Genomic DNA, 18,860 nt, shown 5'->3' on the forward strand with positions numbered 1-18,860 from the left:
GGTCAGGGGGCGGTGTGGGCGGAGGCCCGGGTGAGGGCGCCGGTCGCGTGGGCCAGCAGGCCGAGCGCGGCGGCGCCGCAGACGAGCGCGGGGAGGGCGCCGGCGCCCCAGGCGTCGACGGCGGTCCGTACGGGGACGGCGAGCGCGTCGAAGCCGGGGAGCGGGAGCCGGGCGGCCAGCACGCTCGCGAGGCCGAGGGCTTCGGCGGCGCAGGCGGCGGCGAGTGCGGCGGCGGCGGTCTCGGCGTGTCCGTGGACGGCGAGCAGCCGGGCGGTCAGGAGCAGGGCGCCGAGGGCGAGCGCCCCGGCGGTGAGGCCGGTGAGCGCGAGCAGGGCGGTGAGGGCGGCGAGGTGCAGGAGCACGGCGGCCAGCAGCCACGCGCGCGTGGCGGCGGCGAAGTCGGCGAGGCCCCGGCTGTCGGCGATGTGCCGCCGGGCCCGGCCCGCGAAGAGGTGGGCGCACCAGGCGGCGGGGGCGACGGCGAGCGCGAGCCCGAGGAGCGGCGCGGGGGCGATGCGCCAGGCGCCGTCGGGTCCGCCGCGGAGCACCTCCTCCAGGAGCCCGTCGCCGGCGACGGCGTAGGCGAGCAGCCAGAGCGTCCACAGCCGGGCGGCGGGCGCGGCGGCGGGCGCGTGCAGGGGTCCGCGCCGGACGGCGAGGACGAGCGCGGCGGCGAGCCCGAGCGCGGCGGCGGTCCCGGTGACGAGCCGGGCGGCCCCGTCGAGGTGGAGCAGCGCGGGCACGAGCAGCGCGGCGGCGGCGCCGGGCGCGCACGCGGCGAGCGCCCAGGGTGCGCGGGGCGCGTCGGGCTCCTCGTCGGGCGCGGCCTCGCGGTGGGCGCGCGGCACGCGCGCGTACAGCTCCTCGGCGAGCGAGAAGACGTCCCGGTGCCGGTAGCGGGCGGCGGTCCGGTCGGTGAACCCCTGCGCTTCGAGTCCGGCGGCGACCTCCAGCGGGTCGACGGCCCGCTCGCACAGCTCCCGGTGCCGGTGCACGAGCACCTTGACGGGATCGCCACCGCGGCGCGCCTTGGCGGCGGGGGCGGGCGCGGCGGCGGGCGCGGGTGCGGGCGGCTCCCCCCAGGCGGCTCCGGGCCCGGGCGCGACGGCGCCTCCCGGGGCGGGAGCGGCCTCGGGTACGGGGGTGGCCCCGGGGTCGGGAACGGGCGCGGGCGCGTCCTCCGCCGCGTCGACCTCGGCGGCGGCGTCTTCGGCCTCGGCGTCGGGTGCGGCCTCGGCGTCGGCGTCGGCGTCGGCGTCGGCGTCGGCGTCGGCGTCGGCGTCGGGTGCGGCCTCGGGCGCGGCCTCGGCCTCGGGCGCGGCGTCCGGTTCGGCCTCCGCCTCTTCCTCGGGCACGCGCGCGTGCGGGGTCGGGCGGGGCGGGCCGAAGGCGGAGAGGAGGTCGTCGAGCGCGGTCTCCCCACCGGGGAGGGGGGTGGGGTCCGCGTGGAGGTCGAGGGTGGGGAGCGGGCCGGCGGGCCCCGGGGCTATGCCGGAGGGCGTGGGTTCCGCATCCACCGCGGGGGCGCCGAGGAGGGCCTCGGAGCGGGCGTCCCAGGCTCCGGGGCTCGTCGGGGCGGCGGGGCCGCGCATGGGGGTGCCTCCTTCAGGCATCGGGGGCTCCTGTGCCCGCGGAGACGGCCTTCGGCGCCCAACTGCCGGGGAGGTGGGCCTCGGCGGGGTGGGCGAAGGGCACGTCGGACCCGGCGCGGTGGCGTACCGGCGCGTGGGAGAGGAGTTCCAGGTAGATGCCGCGGAACGCGGCGAGGTTCTGGTCGACGGTGAAGAGTTCGAGCGCGCGGGCGCGGGCGGCGGCGCCGAGCCGGTGCCGGCGGTCGGGGTCGCGCAGCAGCGCGAGGCAGGCGTCGGCGAGCGCCCGGGGGTTGCGCGGGGGCACGACGAGCCCGGTGCCGCCGATGATCTCGACGACAGCGCCGACGTCGGTGGAGACGGTGGCGCGGGCGCAGAACATGGCCTCGACGAGGCTCGCGGGGAAGCCCTCGACGGTGCTGGAGAGGACGACGACGGCGGCGGAGGCGTAGACGTCCTCCAGGGTGGGCGCCTCGGGGCCGCCGAGCTCCTCGAAGGAGACGGGGTTCTCGCCGACGGCGTGGGCGCCGGCCGCCTCGTCGGGGAAGAGCTGCGCGGCGAGCGCGGCGCACTGCGCGAGGTAGGCGCAATGGTCGGCCTCGCCCTGCTCGGCGGGGACGGAGACGATCCGCAGCCGGGTGTCGGGCCGGTGGGCGCGGAGGTCGGCGAAGGCGTGCAGGAGGGCGACGAGGTCCTTGGCGGGCTCGACCCGCCCGATCCAGACGAGGGTGCCGGGCTCGCCGCTCCCCTCGTCCTCGCCGACCTCGGCGAAGCGCTCGGCGGGCATGCCGGGGTGCACGGTGCGGACCCGGTCCCGGTCGGCGCCGAGGCGCTCCTGCCAGCGGCGGGCGTGGGCGTTGCCGGGGGTGAGGAGGGCGGCCTCGCGGTACGTCTCCCCGGCGAGGCGGCCGTGGAGGGCGGCGAGCAGGGTGCGCAGGGCGGTGGAGCGGTCGGCGGTGCCCGCGTCGAGGTAGTGGGAGCGCAGGCCGACGCCGTACTCGGTGACGAGGAGCGGGGTGCCGAAGAAGCGTTTGGCCAGGAGCCCGGGGAGGGCGACGGACCCGCCGGCGGTGGCGTGGCAGAGGTCGGCGGCGCCGAGGGCGGTCTCGTCGTACCAGCCGAGGGAGAGGGGGCGCAGGGCCCGCTCCAGGTGGTCGGCGAAGGCGAGGTGGTCGCGGAGTCCGGCCGCGGCGGCGGCGCGGCGGGCGCCGGGGGCGCGGCAGGCGGCCTCCAGGAGGCGGACGGCCTCGTCGGAGCGGAGCGCGCCGGGCAGTCCGCCGCTGTCGCGGGCGAGGTCGGCGAGGGCGCCGAGGCCGTCGGCGAAGGCCCGCGCGGGCTCGTCCGCCCCGGTGCCGGGGGTGGACTCGGCGGTGAGGCCGGTGGCGAGGGCGTGGAAGCCCTCGGCGAAGCGGCGGCGGTCCCGGCGGCCGTAGGCGCGGCGGCCCGCGCGCTCGGGCGGGGCGGCGGCGGGGGCGCCTTCGCCGGTGGCGGGGACGGGCCGGGTGTTGGGGGGCAGCGGGGTGGCGGGGAGGGGGCCGCCGACGGCGTACAGGTCGAAGTCGTGGGGGGCGAGGCCGCGGACGAGCCGCTGCCACCAGGCCCCGGTGTCACCGGTGGCGCACGGTACGCCACCCTCCGTGAGCAGTCCGATCCGCACGTGTCCACACCCCCGGTCGTCGTCGACTGGGATTCCCGGGCCGGGAATCCCGCAGCGGGATGAACGTAAGCGCAGCGACCGGTGGTGCGACGGACGGTTGTCCGCCGCACCACCGGAAGGGGTGAATGCGCGTGACTTTCCCGGCCCGGTGGCGTTCGTCCGGAGTACGCCTCCCGGCGGGAAACCGGACGGGAAAGTCGAATTCCGGGGGCGCGCGCGAGAATGCCGGAAAGACGGAACGGCGACGGCCGGAGGCGATGAATACGCCCCCGGCCGCGATCATCGAACGGCGGGATCAACTCCCCGGGTACACCCAGGGGTTGGGCTTGCAGCTGATTCCGTCGAGATCCAGGGACTTCGTCTGCTGCTGCATCACGGGGGCCGGCGCGCCGGGTGTCCGGCACGACGAGTGATTGTGTCCGAGCCGGTGTCCGACCTCGTGGTTGATCAGCATCTGCCGGTACGCGTACATCGCCTTCGGGCCGAAGGTCTCCGAACCCTGCGCCCAGCGGAAGGCGTTGATCATCACGCGCTCGGTGGAGGCGGAGTCGCAGGAGACGTTGTCGATGGTGGTGTCGAGTCCCGACTTGGCGCACCACGTGCCGGTGGTGCCGGGGCTGGCGAGGGTGATGACGAAGTCGGGTTCGCCGCTGGAGATCCGCTCGAAGGCCATGGCGCCCTGGCCGGCCCAGCTGCGCTTGTCGTTGAGCGTCTGCTGGACGGCCCGCGCGAAGAGCTTGCCGTCGAGCCCGAGCCCCTTCTCGACGTCCACCCGGTAGCGGTACTTCCGCCCCGGGCCCGGCGCCTTGTCGAGCCCGGCCACGGCCTCGAACTCGCCGGAGCCGCTGAGCTTGGGGTCGATCGTGAACTGACGCGCCATCAACTGCTCGTACGTGGGCGCCGGCTGCGTCTTGGCGGGCGCCGGGCTCGACGGCGCGACGCGCTCGTCGGAGCGCGAGGCGGAACCGTCCGAGGCCCGCTCGGCAGGCGTCTCCGCGGCGCGCACGGCCGGCGCGTCGTCCTCACCGTCGGCGACCTGCCCGGCGACGACGATGGCGAGGCAGGTGGTGACGGCCGCGGCGGCGATCCCGGTGAACGCCCACCCCTTCCCGCCCCGCCCGGCCACAGGCTCCGCGTCGCTCTCGACCGGCGGCACCGCAGCCGCCCGCCGGGGCCCGGGAACCACCGGCACGGCACCGGTGACAGGCCCGTACCGCTCAGGCCCCGGCCGCCCACCCTCCTCGTCCGCGGGATGCCCGCCACGAACCGGAATCCCATGAGCGGGCGTCTCCGAAGCCCCATGCCCGCCCCCGTACGCGGGCGTACCCGGCGCGGCGTCCCCGTACGCCAGGGCCGCCTGCCCGGCAGCCCCCCGCATCGCGGTTCCGTGCGCCGACGCCCCGCGCCCCGGGGCACCGTGCGCGAGCCCACCCTGCGCGGCGACACCCTGCGCGGGCGCGCCGTACACCGGAGTCCCGTGTGCGGGAGTCCCGTGCGCGGAAGCGCCCTGTGCGGGAGTGCCGTGCGCGGGAGTCCCGTGTGCCGGAGTCCCGTGCGCGGAAGCGCCCTGTGCGGGAGCACCCTGTGCGGCAGCGCCGCGCGCGGGCGCGCCCTGCGCGGGCGCGCCATACGCCGGAGTCCCGTGTGCCGGAGTCCCGTGTGCCGGAGTCCCGTACGCGGAAGCGCCGTACCCCTGAGAACCCTGTGCGGCAGCGCCCCGCCCCGGAGCGCCGTACGCCGGAGTCCCCTGCGCCGGAGTCCCGTACGCGGAGGCGCCGCGCCCGGGGGCCTCGTGCGCGGGAGTGCCCTGCGTGGAAGCGTCGCGCCCAGAGGTGCCGTACCCCGGAGCGCCCTGACCGGAGGCGCCGCGCGCGGGAGCGCCGTACCCCGGCGCGCCCTGCGCGGGCGCGCCCCGCCCGGGGGTCCCGTGGGCCGGAGTTCCCTGGGCGGGTGCGCCCTGGCCGTGGAAGGGGCCGTGGGTGCGGGTGGTGCCGTGGGACGGGGCGTACTGGTCCGTGCCGTCGGCGGCCCTGCGACGGCGGCCCGTACCGGCGCCCGCGCCGGTGTCCGCCGCGGGCGCGGGCCCGGTGTCCGCCACCGGGGTACGCCCCGTGTCCGCCACCGGAGCGCGCCCCGTGTCGGCCGCCGTGGGCGCGGGCCCCTTGCGACTATGTCGTCCCACCCCGGGTTCAGCTCCCGTCGTGCCGCGCGTCGTGGTCCGCGATCAGTTCCCGCGCGGCCGCGGCGACCGTCTCGGGGGACTCCATCATCGCCACGTGTCCGGCGTCGGGCAGGCTCAGCAGCCGCGAGCCACGGAAGGCCGCGGCGGCCCTGCGGGCCATCCGGTACGAGACGAGCCGGTCACGGCCGCCGTAGATCAGGAGGGTGGGCGCGAGGACCCGCTCCGCCTGACGCCACAGGCCGTGCTGGCCGCCGAGCGTATAGGCGTCGACGATCCCACGCGAGGATCTGGCCATCGCGTCCCAGAAATAAGGGAGTTCGAGCCGGCGCTCCATCTCCTCGACGGCGTGCCGGAAGCCCTCCTCCGTGACCTTGCCGGGGTCCCCGTAACAGAGCGAGAGGACGCCGCGGACGCGCTGCTCGGCGGTCCAGTCGCGGGAGAGGCGGGCGAAGAGCCCGGCGACGCCGGGGACGGCGAGCATCACCGTCGGCCAGGCGGTGCGCTGGGCGCGCAGTTCGGGCAGGGCCGGCGAGACGAGGGTCAGGGTCCTGACCAGGTCGGGCCGGACGGCGGCGACGCGGGTGGCGACGGCGCCGCCCATCGAGTTGCCGAAGAGGTGGACCGGGCCGCGCCCGGAGGCGTCGAGCAGCCGGATGACGGCCCGCGCGTGGCCGGTGACCGAGTAGTTGCCGTCGTCGGGCGGCGGGGAGTCCCCGAAGCCGGGCAGGTCGACGGCCTCGCCGTCGACGAGGTCGGCGAGCAGCGGCATCAGGGCGGACCAGTTCTGCGAGGAACCGCCGAGGCCGTGCACGTACAGGGCGGGCGGCAGGCCGGCGCGGACGCCGGGCCGGGAGCGCACGGTGAGGGTGAGTCCGGGGAGCGCGACGGAGCGGAGCTCCTCGCCGTCGGCGACCCGGACGGCGCGCGGAGGCGACGACGCCGGAGCGGTGTCGGCGGTCCGGGTTTCCGGCAGCTCGGTCGAGGACATGGCCGCAATATTACGAGACGATCACGCGCACCCGGGTGTGGGTGCGGTCACAGGGCCGCGTGGCGCCCCGCTCCGATCCCCCGGCGGCCGCCTCCACGGTGCGGGCGGCCGCCGCTGCTCCTACGCTCGGAGGTGAGGGTCATCCGCGGAGGACGGGAAGGAAGCCCATGACTGTCGATCCGTCCGAGCCGGACACGTTCCCCGAGGAGGAGGACACCGTGCTCGACGAGGAAGTCCCGGAGGCCGACGCCGCCGAACAGCACACCGACCTGCGCTCCGACGAGGACGAGCCGCTCGGCGACATCACCCACGAGGCGGCCGACGAGGGCGACGCCTCGGAACAGGCGCGCGTCGTCACGCTGGACGAGGACGACTACCGCTGACGTCGAAACCGGCGACCGGCAATCCGCGCACGACAATCCGCCGACGACTACCGCTGATTTGTTCGGTTTAATCTTGAATCGCCTGTCGACCCAGGCGTCCGGTCCGTGAAATTCTGCGTCCGCACCGCGCACACCCGGGTTACCCAAAAGTACGATGGCCGCGCGGCGCGACAGCGCACTGGATCGAATTCTTGGGAGGCCGCGTGAGCGCCATCGAGCAGACAGAGGCAGCACGCCCTCGCGGTACGCGGCTGCCGCGCCGTGCCCGGCGGAACCAACTGCTCGGTGCGGCCCAGGAGGTCTTCGTCGCCCAGGGCTACCACTCGGCGGCCATGGACGACATCGCCGAGCGGGCCGGGGTCAGCAAGCCGGTGCTCTACCAGCACTTCCCCGGGAAGCTGGAGCTCTACCTGGCCCTGCTCGACCAGCACTGCGAGGCCCTGCTCCAGTCCGTCCGCACGGCCCTCGCCTCCACCTCGGACAACAAGCTCCGCGTCGCGGCCACCATGGACGCCTACTTCGCCTACGTCGAGGACGAGGGCGGCGCCTTCCGGCTCGTCTTCGAGTCCGACCTCACCAACGAGCCGGCCGTGCGCGAGCGGGTCGACCGGGTGAGCCTGCAGTGCGCCGAGGCGATCTCCGAGGTCATCGCCGAGGACACCGGCCTGTCCACGGACGAGTCGATGCTGCTCGCGGTGGGCCTCGGCGGCGTCTCGCAGGTCGTGGCCCGCTACTGGCTGTCCAGCGAGTCCCCGATCCCCCGCGACACGGCGGTCTCCCTGCTCACCTCGCTCGCCTGGCGCGGCATCGCGGGCTTCCCGCTGCACGCCGTGGAGGGCCAGCTGAGCGCCGAGGGCCACTGACCGTCTCTTTGTTCCCGGTGGCTGTTCGCTCCTGGCGTGCCGCCACCGAGCCGTGCTCGTCCCCTCACCGGGCTAATGTGTGCAGCGTACGGCGCGGGTTCATCGCGCATGGCTGACCGTTCGGAGGGACATAGCCGTGGAGGTCAAGATCGGCGTGCAGTACGCACCCCGGGAGATCGTTCTGGAGAGCGGGCAGCCCGCCGAGGACGTGGAGCGCGCCGTCGCCGACGCGCTGTCCGGCAAGGTGCCGCTGCTCAGCCTCGAGGACGAGAAGGGCCGCCGGGTCCTCGTCCCGTCGGACAAGATCGCGTACGTCGAGCTGGGCGAGGCCGCGGTGCGCCGCGTGGGCTTCGGCACGCTCTGAGCCCCGGCTCTCGCCGCTGAAGGCGGCGAGGAGGCCCGGAGGGACATCCGTCCTTCCGGGCCTCCTCGCGTTCGGCCCGCGCCGGTATCCGCGTACGCCCGTCCGGATGACCCCGAGGCCTCGTCCCGGAGGCGGTCCGGCTCCGGGTTCCGGCCCTGTCCGGCGCGTGTACGGGCCGTCCCACCAGGGCGGAGGGAGGATTGCGTTCCGGTGGCCCGGGGTAAAGGGGGCTTGACCGCACCGCCCGCCCCGCACCCTCCGCGAGGTGATCCACCGTGTTCCTGGAAGCCCTCGGTTCCGCGCTGCTCGGACTCGCCCTGGCCTGGGCCGCCGCGCACCGCCTGCCCGACCGCCTCCCCGCCCGGAGGACCGTCCTCCTCACCGGTGCGCTCGGCGCCGTCTTCGGGGCGCTCGTCACCCACGGGGCGCTGGGCCCCGGTCACTTCCTCGCCACCCTCGTCGGGGCCGTCGCCGTGGCGGCGGTGCTGCTCTCGCTCCTGGTGCGCCCGGCCGCCCGCCGGCTGCGCCGATCATCCCCCGCCGTGTACTGAGCGCACGTACGGACCGCGCGGACCGAGCGAGCGCGCGTACCGAGCGCGTACGGACCGCGCGTACCGAACGACGAACGGCCGCGTGGCCCGGGACCCGTCCAGGTCCCGGGCCACGCGGCCGTCGTACGAATAGGGGCTCAGGCCGCGAGGCCGAGCGCGGCCATCCGCTTGGTGTGCGCCTCGGTGATCCGGGAGAACATCCGGCCCACCTCCGCCAGGTCGAAGCCGTCCGCGACCCCGCCGACGAGCATCGTGGAGAGCGCGTCCCGCTCCGCCACCACCCGCTGGGCCTGCGAGAGCGCCTCGCCCATCAGCCGGCGGGCCCACAGCGCGAGCCGGCCGCCGACGCGCGGGTCGGCCTCGATCGCGGCGCGGACCTTCTCCACGGCGAAGTTGCCGTGGCCCGTGTCGTCGAGCACCGCGAGCACCAGGGCGCGGGTGTCCGAGTCGAGGCGGGCCGCGACCTCCCGGTAGAAGTCGCTGGCGATCGAGTCGCCGACGTACGCCTTGACCAGGCCCTCCAGCCAGTCCGACGGGGCGGTCTGGCGGTGGAAGTCGTCGAGCGCCTTCGCGAAGGGCTCCATCGCGGCGGTCGGTTCGGCGTCCACGGCGGCGAGCCGGTCGCGCAGCCGCTCGAAGTGGTGGAACTCCGCGGAGGCCATCTTCGCCAGCTCCGCCTTGTCCTCCAGGGACGGCGCGAGCTTGGCGTCCTCGGCGAGCCGCTCGAAGGCCGCGAGCTCGCCGTAGGCGAGGGCGCCGAGGAGGTCGATCACGGCGGCGCGGTACTGCGGCTCGGCGGAGGCCGTGGCCCAGTCCTCGGCGGCGATGCCGGTGGGGCTGGTGTCGGCGTCGGTCCCACCGGCGGGCGTGGCGTTGTCAGGCGTCTCCATGCACGGCACAATAGCCCGCCCTCCACGCCCCCTCCACGCCCCGAAGGACCTGGTCAGTCAGTGTGACCGTGCCCTCATCACCATTTCGCCCGACACACATGCGCGATTCCGGGGTACAGTGGTAATGCGCCTGCCGAGTATGCGGACATGCTTTCGTACGTTCGGACGTACCCGGTGGGCCGACGCATGAATGAGGATGCCCGGTCGGTGGCCCGATCGGCTCCGGCCCGACAGCCCTTCCGGCGGACCCGCCGAAGGGTCCCTCAGCGGTACGACGCTCGAGCGGCGGCAGTGGTCCCGTGCCACCCGGCGGTGATCTTCCCCAAGGATCCCGCGGGAAGAGCCCGGCACGATGAGACCCCCTTCGTTCGCCTCGCGCCGCGTCTCACAGAAGAGGCAGCACCCTGACTACGTTCCGAGAGCTCGGAATCCTTCCCGAGACCGCCGAGGCGCTTGAAGCCGTCGGCATCGTGACCCCCTTCCCCATCCAGGAGATGACCCTTCCGGTCGCCCTCACCGGCACCGACGTCATCGGCCAGGCCAAGACCGGCACGGGCAAGACCCTCGGCTTCGGCCTGCCGATCCTGGAGCGCGTCACCGTCCCCGCCGACGTCGAGGCCGGCCGCGCCGAGCCCGAGAAGCTGACCGAGGCCCCGCAGGCCCTCGTCGTCGTGCCGACCCGCGAGCTGTGCCAGCAGGTCACCAACGACCTCCTGACCGCCGGCAAGGTGCGCAACGTCCGCGTCCTCGCCATCTACGGCGGCCGCGCCTACGAGCCGCAGGTCGAGGCGCTGCAGAAGGGCGTCGACGTCGTCGTCGGCACCCCCGGCCGTCTGCTCGACCTGGCGGGCCAGCGCAAGCTCGACCTGTCGCACGTCAGGACGCTCGTCCTCGACGAGGCCGACGAGATGCTCGACCTGGGCTTCCTGCCCGACGTCGAGAAGATCATCAACATGCTTCCGGCGACCCGCCAGACCATGCTGTTCTCGGCCACCATGCCGGGCGCGGTCATCGGCCTGGCCCGCCGCTACATGTCGCGGCCCACGCACATCCGCGCCACCTCGCCGGACGACGAGGGCGTGACCCACGCGAACATCACGCAGCGCGTGTACCGGGCGCACAACATGGACAAGCCGGAGATGGTCGCACGCATCCTCCAGGCCCGCGGCCGCGGCCTCGCGATGATCTTCTGCCGTACGAAGCGCACGGCCGCCGACATCGCCGAGCAGCTCCAGCGGCGCGGCTTCGCCTCCGGCGCGGTCCACGGCGACCTCGGCCAGGGCGCCCGCGAGCAGGCGCTGCGCGCCTTCCGCAACGGCAAGGTGGACGTCCTCGTCTGCACCGACGTCGCCGCGCGCGGCATCGACGTCGAGGGCGTCACCCACGTCATCAACTACCAGACGCCCGACGACGAGAAGACGTACCTGCACCGCACCGGCCGGACCGGCCGCGCGGGCAACACCGGTACGGCGATCACGCTCGTCGACTGGGACGACATCCCGCGCTGGCAGCTGATCAACAAGGCGCTTGAGCTCGACTTCGCCGACCCGGTGGAGACGTACTCCAGCTCCCCGCACCTCTACACCGACCTCGACATCCCCGAGGGCACCAAGGGCATCCTGCCGCGCTCCGAGCGGACCCGCGCGGGTCTCGCCGCGGAGGAGCTGGAGGACCTGGGCGAGCCCGGCGGCCGTCGTGGCCGCGGTGGCCGCGCCGAGGCCCCGGTCGCCGAGGAGCGCCCCGCCCGCACCCGCACCCCGCGTCAGCGCCGCCGCACCCGTGGCGGCGCGGAGGCCGAGGCCGCGGCCGCAGCCCCGCAGGCGACCGCCACCGCGCCGGAGACCGCCGAGGCCCCCGAGGCCGTCGACGGCCCCCGCCGTCCGCGCCGCCGCCGCACCCGCGGCACCGGCCCGTCGACCGGCGGCATCCCGGTCGCCGGCGCCACCCCGGTGACGCCGGCCGAGACCCCGGTCGAGGCCCCCGCCGCATCCGTCGCACCCGTCGCTCCGGTCGAGGCCCCCGCCGAGGAGTCGGCGGCCCCGCGCCGCCGCCGCGGCCGTGGCGGTCGTACGGAGACGGCCCCGGCCGCCGTCGAGACCCCCGCGGTCGAGACGGCCGCGCCCGCCGCGCCCGCCGCTCCGGCGGAGACCCCGGCCGAGGAGTCGGCCGCCCCGCGCCGCCGGCGTGGCCGTGGCGGTCGTACGGAGACGGCCCCGGCGGTCGTCGAGAAGGCCGTGGCGCCGGTCGCCAAGGCCGCTCCCGCCGCCCCTGCCCCGGCCGCCGGCCCGGTCTTCACGCCGCGCAAGCGGCGGGTCCGGCCGCGCGCCGAGGACACGGTGAGCTTCCAGACGGTGGAGACCGCCGCCGCCGAGCTGGCCGCCGCCCGCAGGAAGTCCGCCCCGGTCCCGGCCCAGTCGGCCCCGGCCGCCGCCCCGGTCAAGGCCGCCCCGGCCGCCGAGGCTCCGGCCCAGACCACTCCGGCCCAGACCGCTCCGGTCCAGGCTTCTGCGGTCCAGACCGCTCCGGCCGCCGTCCCGGCTCAGGCCGTGGCCGCGCCGCCGCGTGCCCGGCGCCGGGCGACCCGCCCGGCCACCACCCCGGGCGCCGTCGTCGAGGCGGCTCCGGCCGTCGTCGAGGCCCCCGCGGCCCCGGTCGTGGAGGAGCCGGCCGCCGGCCGTCCGCGCCGCCGCGCGGTCCGCAAGGCGTCCAGCCCGGTGACGACCACGGCCCCCGCCGAGGCCGTCGTGGTCATCCCGGCCCCGGTCGCCGAGCCCACCCCGGCCCCGGCCGTCGTCGAGGAGGCCCCGAAGGCTCCGCGCAAGCGCGCCGCCAAGAAGACGGCTCCGGCCGCCACCGAGGCACCGGCCGCCGAGGAAGCCCCCAAGGCCCCCCGCAAGCGGACCACCGCCAAGAAGGCCACCCCGGCCACCGAGGCGACCGAGGCGACCACCGCCGCCACCGCCACCGAGGAGGCCCCCAAGGCTCCCCGCAAGCGCGCCGCCAAGAAGACGGCTCCGGCCGCCACCGAGGCACCGGCCGCCGAGGAAGCCCCCAAGGCCCCCCGCAAGCGGACCACCGCCAAGAAGGCCACCCCGGCCACCGAAGCGACCGAGGCGACCACCACCGCCACCGCCACCGAGGAGGCCCCCAAGGCTCCCCGCAAGCGCGCCGCCAAGAAGACGGCCGCCGCCGTGGCGCCGGACGCGTCGGAGCCGCAGACCGCGACGCCGACCCGTCGGCGCACGGTGAAGAAGGCCGTCTCCCCGGCCTCCTCCCCCGCCGCCGAGGCCCCGGCCGAGGAGGCGCCGAAGGCCCCGCGCAAGCGCGCCGCGAAGAAGGCCGCCCCGGCACAGCCGGAGGCGTGACGCTCCGCCCGGACCTCCGGGCATGACGGCGGCCCGGCCCCCACCAGGGGCCGGGCCGCCGTCGTCGTACCGGCGACCGCCCTCCGGTTACAGTCCTTGCATGAGCAAGCCCCGCTCCCTCGACCTCCCACCGGGCACCCGCGCCCGCCGCCTCGACACCGTGCGCGGCGCGTTCGCCGTGCTCGACACGGCGCCGGCGGGCGAGCGGCGGGGGACGGTGCTGATGCTGCCCGGGTACACGGGCAGCAAGGAGGACTTCCTGGCGCTGCTGGGCCCGCTGGGCGAGGCCGGATACCGCGTCGTCGCCGTCGACGGACGCGGGCAGAACGAGTCGTACGGCCCCCGGGGCCGCGCCGCCTACCGCCGCCGGGCGCTCGCCCTGGACGCGGTCGCGCAGGCCCTCGCGCTCGGCGACGGCCCCGTGCACCTGCTCGGCCACTCCTTCGGCGGGATCGTCGCCCGCTCGGCCGCGGTGCTCGCCCCGCGCGCCTTCCGTTCGCTGACGCTGCTCTCCTCCGGTCCCGGCCGGGTCGCCCGCCCGCAGCGGGTCCGGATCCGGGCGCTGCGGGCCGGGCACGCGCTGCTGGCGAAGGACCGGGTGTGGCGGACGACGCGCTGGCTGGACAGCCGGGGCGAGGAGCCCGACGAGGCGGTCGACTCGGAGGAGGTCCTGGGCTTCCTGCGGCGCCGCTGGATGCTGACCAAGGTCGCCCAGCTGTCCGGCACGGGCCGGCTGCTGCTGCGCGACCCGGACGGCGCGGCCGAGCTGGCCGGCCTGGGGATGCCGGTGCACCTGGCGTACGGCTCCGAGGAGATGGTCTGGCCGCCGGCCGAGCTGGCGGCGGCCGCCGCCCGTACCGGTGCGCACCACACGGTGGTGGAGGGCGCGGGCCACTCCCCCAACGTCTCGCACCCGCGCGAGACGGCCGAGCGGCTGGCCGCCTTCTGGCAGCGGGTGGACGCCCGCTCCCGCGAGGCGGCGGAGCTCAGTACTGCGCCCTGAGGTGCTGCCAGAAGCCGTCGCGCAGGGCGCGGCGGAGGGCTCCGTGGCCGCGCAGTGAGCGGCTGAGCCGGGACTCGGCCTCGACGAGGAGGTCCTGGTCGTAGCCGGCGGGGAGGTACGGGTCGCCGGGCAGGAGTTCCGCGAGCCGGTCGCGGCCGCGTTCGCCGAGCCAGGTGGCGGCGATCTGGGCGCCGACGAAGCGGACCTCGTCGCGGGAGGGTGGCGGCTCGGTGTCGTTCTCGTACATCGTGACCGGGCGGCGGGTGACGTACGGCCGGCAGAAGTCGAGGTCGAAGGTGCGCTGGCTGTCGACCTCCCAGAGCAGCGCCTCGGCCTGGTTGGGGCCGTCGGCGGCCTCGATGCCCCAGAGGTGGACGCGGGCGCCGTAGCCCTGGGCGGCCTCGACGGCCGAGACGAGGTCCTCGTCGCCGCCGACGAGGGCGGCGTCGCTGATGGCGCGGTGGCGGGCGAGGGACTCCAGGTCGGAGCGGATGAGGGAGTCGACGCCCTTCTGCTGGTTGTTGGCGTTGAGGTTGCCGAGGCGGACCTTGACGTCGGGGAGCTCGGCGATGGACTGCTGTTCGGGGGTGTGGATGCGGCGGCGGGCGCCGTCGTACCAGTAGACGCGGAGCAGCCTGCTGTCGGCGAAGATCGTGCGGGCGGTGTCGATGAACGCCTCGATGAGGCCCTCGGCGTCCAGATCGTAGGAGCGCCGGTCCTCGGTGCCGGTCACCAGCAACCCGGCGGAAGCATGGACGTAACCGGCGTCGACGAAGATGGCGTGGGTGGACGGGGTCTTCGCGACCTCGGCCAGCATCCGCGTCAGGAGCTCATTGGTGCGCTCCAGGCGGGCGTCGAGTGCGGCGAGGGCGTCGGTGGGCGGTGCGGGGTTCATGGCGTCGTTCATCGGCCCTCATTGTCCGTCGTCGGTCCTCATTGTCCGCCGCCGGCTCCGCTACCCGCCAGTAGTTAGCCATCCGAAAATTTTCCTTAGCGAAGGAATGTTCTGGATGGTTCCGCTGTTGGACACATACGTACGCCAGTACACAGTTCTCCGCATGGAGGATCAACTCGGACGAAGGGAGAAGCCATGCGCTTCGAAATCCTGCGACTCGACGACATCGACGGCACGCCCGTCGACTCGACGGTCGTGGACGCCGCCTCCGTCAACCGGATCGTGCAGCAGGCCGCAGCGATCGGCCAGCGCATCTGGATCCGCCCCGCAGAGACCTCCGCCTCGTAACGGGCAGGTCCACACCACGCACCGCGCCCCCGCGCGGACTCCGCTCAGGCGGAATCCGCACGGGGGCGCAGTGGTGTCCGGGCCCGGTCAGGCGCCCTGGATCACCTGGGTGACGCCGTTGATGATCTGCTGCACGGCGATCGCGGAGAGCATCATGCCGGCGAGCCGGGTGACGAGGACGACGCCGCCGTCCTTGATGACGCGGATGATCCCCAGCGAGAAGCGCATGGCCAGCCAGAGCACGACGTGCATGGCGGCGATGGCGCTCCAGACGGAGATCTGCGCGGCGGCGCTGTCGGCGTGCTGGACGGCGAGGATGACGGAGACGATGGCACCGGGCCCGGCGAGCAGCGGCATGCCGAGCGGGACGAGGGCGACGTTGACGTCCTTGGTCTGCTTCGGCTCGTCGGTCTTGCCGGTGAGCAGGTCGAGCGCGATGAGCAGCAGCAGGAGGCCGCCCGCGATCATCAGGGCGGGGACGGAGACGTGCAGGTAGTCCAGGATCTGCTGGCCGAGGATGCCGAAGACGGTGATGACGCCGAAGGCGACGGCGACGGCCTGCCAGGCCATCCGGCGCTGGACCTTGGCCGGGCGGCCGGAGGTCAGCGCGAGGAAGATCGGCGTGATGCCGGGCGGGTCCATGATCACGAAGAGGGTGAGGAAGAGCGAGCCGAAGACGGCGACGTCGAACACGGTGGGGTGCCTTGCGGTGAGGGTCGAACGGTGGGGTGTGAGGCACCGGACCGGAATTCAGGATTCCGGCACCGGGGCAGGAGTGCCCCGCCCCCGCGCGACGGACGCGCGGAGCCAGGGGCGGTACGGATACGGGTGCGGGCCGTCGTCGCGCGACGGCGGCAGGGCACGGAGGCCGGCCCGGGGCACGGGCCTCTCCGACCTGTCCGCCGGACCGGGCCCGAGGGCGCGTCCGGCCGGCCGGACCGGAGGCCGTCGGCGGACCGGGCCCGAGAAACCGTCCGGCAGGCCGGCCCGAAGCCCCGGCCGTCGCCGGCCGGGCCCGGGGGCCGCGTCACACGACGGGCGAGCCGGGGATCCGTCCGGCGGGTCGGGCCGTGGAGCCCGTCCGGCGGGTCGGGCCGTGGAGCCCGTCCGGCGGGTCGGGACCCGAGGGCGCGCCCGGCGGGGTCAGCCCTGGGTCAGGGCTCCGCCGGCGCCGGGGACCGGGAAGGCGCCGGTGGCACGGCGGGTGATCTCGCCGTAGATCTCGGGGTCGGTGGTGTACTCGCCGAGCCGGCAGGTCTTGCGGCTGCCGTGGTAGTCGCTGGAGCCGGTGACGAGCAGGCCCAGCTCCTTCGCGAGCCCGCGCAGCCGCGCGCGGGTGGGCTCGTCGTGGTCCATGTGGTCGACCTCGATGCCGTCGAGCCCGGCCTCGGCGAGCGCGGCGAGCGCGGACTCGGGCACGACCTGGCCGCGCTTGACGGCGCCCGGGTGGGCGAAGACGGTGACGCCGCCGGCCGCCTTCACAAGTCGGATCGCTTCCGCCGGGTCCAGTTCGTGCTTCTGCACGTGCGCGCGGCCGCCGTCGGCGAGCCACTCGGCGGTGAAGGCCCCGGAGACGTCCGGGACGACCCCCAGCTCGACGAGGGCCTCGGCGACGTGCGGGCGGCCCACGGAGCCGTCTCCGGCGATCCGCTCGACCTGCTCCCAGGTGACGGGGACGCCGAGCTCCCGGAGCTTGGCGACCATGGCCCGGGCGCGCGGCACCCGGTCGTCGCGGACCAGCTCGCGCTCGGCGAGGAGCGCGGGCTCCTCGGGGTCGAAGAGGTAGGCGAGCATGTGCAGGCCGATGCCGTCGAGGCGGCAGGAGAGCTCGGCACCGGGGACGACGGTCAGCCCCTCGGGCGCGGCGGCGATCGCCTCGGCGTGCCCGCGGGTGGTGTCGTGGTCGGTGAGCGCGACGACGTCGAGCCCGGCCGCGGCGGCGTTCCGCACCAGCTCGGCGGGGGTGTCGGTGCCGTCGGACGCCGTGGAGTGGCTGTGCAGGTCGATGCGCACGACGCGGTTCTCCAGGGGCTCGGCACGGACGAGTGACGCTCCAGCATAACGGGCGATACGCCCCCTGCTGTACGGATCCCACCCAGCGGGCACCCATTACGCGCCGCGGGACGCGCCCCGGCCCTCAGCCGAGCAGGCGAGGGGTCAGCGCCCCGCAGGGCAGGAGGTCGACCTCGGCGCCCGCGTCGCGGAGGTCGGTGAGGACGAGTTCGTCGTACATCAGGAGCCCGGACTGCTCGGGCCAGACGATGGCCCAGAGCCACAGTCCACGGGCCTCGCCGGCGAAGACCGCCCGGTCGTGGGGGGTGCCGGTGACGTGCCACAGGGGGGTGGGGCGGCCCGCGGCGAGGACCTTGGCCGCGGGCGGCTTGTCGATGGCCATGCCGGAGCCGGGGTCGGGGCCGTCGATGCCCGCGTACCGGGCGCCCAGGCCGACACCCAGCTCCTCGGCGACGAGCAGCAGCTCGCCGATGCCGCCGAGCGGGCCGGGCCCGGAGCAGGCGACGGCGGTGGCGCGGCCGCCGCTGCGGTCGTCACCGGCGTACGCGACGCCGGTGAAGAGCCAGCCGACGGGCAGCGGCCAGGGCATCCAGACGGGCACGTGGGAGCGGTGCACGACGACGCCGAGGCCTTCGATGCTGGGCGGGATCACCGGCTGCAGCGGGTGCACGGGTCCGTGTACGTCGCACTGCCAGGAGTCGGAGAAGAGACCGGGCGCCCTGACCCGCCCACCGCACTTCGGACAACTGGGTTCGCCCCTCATAGGGCTCAACGGTCCTCCCGCGCGCGCCTCCCGTCAAGGACGGCCGCGACCGATCACCCGTCCGGCCGGGAGCGTTCACCCCGGCGCGCGCCGCCCCTCGGCCCCGGGGTCAGTCCAGGGCGACCGAGCCGCGCAGCGGGTCGCGCAGGTCCGTGCCCTTCGCGAGCCAGCGCTCCTCCAGGGCCTGCGCGCCGTGCACCCGCTTCCAGGCCGCCTCGTTGGGCGTCATCGGCAGCAGCGGCAGGAAGCGCACGGGGTCCATCGGCTCGTCGAGCTCCAGGTCCTCCACGAGCCCGCCGGACTCGGCGACGAGCACCGAGCTGAAGCCGGCCCCCGGCCAGAGCGGCTCGCCGACGTCCAGCGAGGCGCCGGCGGCCACGATCAGGCCCTCCACCTGAGGGGTGGCGGCGAGCACCGCGAGCGGGCGCAGCACCTTGTCGGTGTCGGCGCGCCCCAGGCGTACGGTCAGGACCAGCTCGGCGCGCGGGCCCTTGACGGGGTCGGCGAGGGCGGCGGTCGGGTCGGCCATCGGGGCGGCGGACATGCCGAGCGTGGCGTAGCGGACGAGCCCGGCCTCCGCGTCAACGAAGCGGAGCACCTCGATCCGGTCGGTGCCGAGGAAGGTCACCGCGGCCCGCGCGTCGGGTTCGCCCAGGGCCGTACGCAGCCGGGCCTCGACCAGTGCAAGAACTTCTCCCATGCGGCGAGCATAGATCGCGTATGGAACGGGCAAAGTAAGGGATTGACCCTCGGTCGGCTGATAGTGTTGGCCACTGGTCGGGTTTCCCGACTGTGCGTCACACGTCATCCCTCACGAGGGACCGGCCGGAGGAGGTGGGACTGCGATGGACCGAAGTCGATCGGGCAGTACCAGCCGCTCTTCCGCCGCACCGCACCCCAGCCCGGTGCGTTCCCCCCTCCGGTGACCCCGGGTCCCTGAACCGCGGACCCCCTTCCCCGGCATCGCGTACGACGGAAGAGCACCTCCTCTTTGCCTGTCTGAGTT

The 18,860-nt window shown here is 75.5% G+C and carries 16 protein-coding genes and 1 pseudogene; 7 read left to right on the top strand and 10 right to left on the bottom strand.

Going from position 1 to position 18,860, the window contains the following annotated elements; all coding sequences use genetic code 11:
• Positions 1-2: 2 nt before the first annotated feature.
• The 4 genes and pseudogenes from HHL19_RS37090 to HHL19_RS08135 form a co-directional block, all read right to left on the bottom strand.
• The gene (locus HHL19_RS37090; protein ID WP_240981475.1) at positions 3-1,592 is read right to left on the bottom strand and encodes a hypothetical protein; all 1,590 of its coding nucleotides are present in this window, start codon (positions 1,590-1,592) and stop codon (positions 3-5) included.
• Positions 1,593-1,605: 13 nt separating this feature from the next.
• Positions 1,606-3,246, bottom strand: coding sequence for a glycosyltransferase (locus HHL19_RS08125; protein ID WP_169087107.1), 1,641 nt, complete (start codon positions 3,244-3,246; stop codon positions 1,606-1,608).
• Positions 3,247-3,541: 295 nt separating this feature from the next.
• Positions 3,542-4,363 (bottom strand): annotated as a pseudogene (locus HHL19_RS36750) (DUF3152 domain-containing protein); the annotation flags it as partial.
• Positions 4,364-5,435: 1,072 nt separating this feature from the next.
• Positions 5,436-6,416 carry an alpha/beta hydrolase gene (locus HHL19_RS08135; protein ID WP_169087109.1) on the bottom strand — a complete coding sequence of 327 codons (981 nt, stop codon included), beginning with the start codon at positions 6,414-6,416 and terminating at the stop codon, positions 5,436-5,438.
• Positions 6,417-6,583: 167 nt separating this feature from the next.
• Between HHL19_RS08135 and HHL19_RS08140 the strand changes: the two genes are divergently transcribed.
• The 4 genes from HHL19_RS08140 (at position 6,584) to HHL19_RS08155 (ending at position 8,577) form a co-directional block, all read left to right on the top strand.
• Positions 6,584-6,799, top strand: coding sequence for a hypothetical protein (locus tag HHL19_RS08140; RefSeq protein ID WP_169087111.1), 216 nt, complete (start codon positions 6,584-6,586; stop codon positions 6,797-6,799).
• A 203-nt stretch (positions 6,800-7,002) separates the two neighbouring features.
• Positions 7,003-7,662: a TetR/AcrR family transcriptional regulator gene (locus HHL19_RS08145; protein WP_169087113.1), complete on the top strand. Its 660-nt coding sequence runs from the start codon at positions 7,003-7,005 to the stop codon at positions 7,660-7,662.
• A 136-nt stretch (positions 7,663-7,798) separates the two neighbouring features.
• Positions 7,799-8,026 carry a DUF3107 domain-containing protein gene (locus HHL19_RS08150; RefSeq protein WP_169087115.1) on the top strand — a complete coding sequence of 76 codons (228 nt, stop codon included), beginning with the start codon at positions 7,799-7,801 and terminating at the stop codon, positions 8,024-8,026.
• A 275-nt stretch (positions 8,027-8,301) separates the two neighbouring features.
• Positions 8,302-8,577, top strand: coding sequence for a hypothetical protein (locus tag HHL19_RS08155; protein WP_169087117.1), 276 nt, complete (start codon positions 8,302-8,304; stop codon positions 8,575-8,577).
• A gap of 137 nt (positions 8,578-8,714) precedes the next feature.
• Here HHL19_RS08155 and HHL19_RS08160 read toward each other — a convergent pair whose 3' ends face one another.
• Complete coding sequence (locus HHL19_RS08160) at positions 8,715-9,467, bottom strand: ferritin-like fold-containing protein (RefSeq protein WP_169087119.1); 753 nt, start codon at positions 9,465-9,467, stop codon at positions 8,715-8,717.
• 494 nt (positions 9,468-9,961) lie between these two features.
• On the opposite strand from HHL19_RS08160, the gene HHL19_RS08165 reads away from it, so the two are divergent.
• Complete coding sequence (locus tag HHL19_RS08165; protein WP_169087121.1) at positions 9,962-12,832, top strand: DEAD/DEAH box helicase; 2,871 nt, start codon at positions 9,962-9,964, stop codon at positions 12,830-12,832.
• A 100-nt stretch (positions 12,833-12,932) separates the two neighbouring features.
• Positions 12,933-13,835: an alpha/beta hydrolase gene (locus tag HHL19_RS08170; protein WP_169087123.1), complete on the top strand. Its 903-nt coding sequence runs from the start codon at positions 12,933-12,935 to the stop codon at positions 13,833-13,835.
• Here the strand turns inward: HHL19_RS08170 and HHL19_RS08175 are convergent.
• Positions 13,819-14,742 carry an NYN domain-containing protein gene (locus tag HHL19_RS08175; protein WP_169087125.1) on the bottom strand — a complete coding sequence of 308 codons (924 nt, stop codon included), beginning with the start codon at positions 14,740-14,742 and terminating at the stop codon, positions 13,819-13,821. The genes HHL19_RS08170 and HHL19_RS08175 overlap by 17 nt on opposite strands.
• 183 nt (positions 14,743-14,925) lie before the next feature.
• Here HHL19_RS08175 and HHL19_RS08180 point away from each other — a divergent pair, with 183 nt between their 5' ends.
• Positions 14,926-15,078, top strand: a complete 153-nt coding sequence (locus HHL19_RS08180; protein ID WP_099054331.1) for a hypothetical protein — start codon at positions 14,926-14,928, stop codon at positions 15,076-15,078.
• Between the two features lie 87 nt (positions 15,079-15,165).
• Here HHL19_RS08180 and HHL19_RS08185 read toward each other — a convergent pair whose 3' ends face one another.
• The 4 genes from HHL19_RS08185 to HHL19_RS08200 form a co-directional block, all read right to left on the bottom strand.
• Positions 15,166-15,771, bottom strand: coding sequence for a MarC family protein (locus HHL19_RS08185; RefSeq protein ID WP_169087127.1), 606 nt, complete (start codon positions 15,769-15,771; stop codon positions 15,166-15,168).
• 450 nt (positions 15,772-16,221) lie between these two features.
• A complete protein-coding gene (locus HHL19_RS08190) occupies positions 16,222-17,091 on the bottom strand; it encodes a PHP domain-containing protein (protein WP_169087129.1) in 870 nt (289 codons plus the stop codon).
• 124 nt (positions 17,092-17,215) lie between these two features.
• Positions 17,216-17,854 (bottom strand): DUF6758 family protein, encoded by a 639-nt coding sequence (locus HHL19_RS08195; RefSeq protein ID WP_169087131.1) that lies wholly within the window; start codon positions 17,852-17,854, stop codon positions 17,216-17,218.
• A 109-nt stretch (positions 17,855-17,963) separates the two neighbouring features.
• On the bottom strand, positions 17,964-18,554 hold the full coding sequence (locus HHL19_RS08200; protein ID WP_169087133.1) for a suppressor of fused domain protein: 591 nt from the start codon (positions 18,552-18,554) through the stop codon (positions 17,964-17,966).
• Between the last annotated feature and the right edge of the window lie 306 nt (positions 18,555-18,860).

This window comes from Streptomyces sp. R302 (genome assembly GCF_012927245.1).
Lineage (GTDB): Bacteria > Actinomycetota > Actinomycetes > Streptomycetales > Streptomycetaceae > Streptomyces.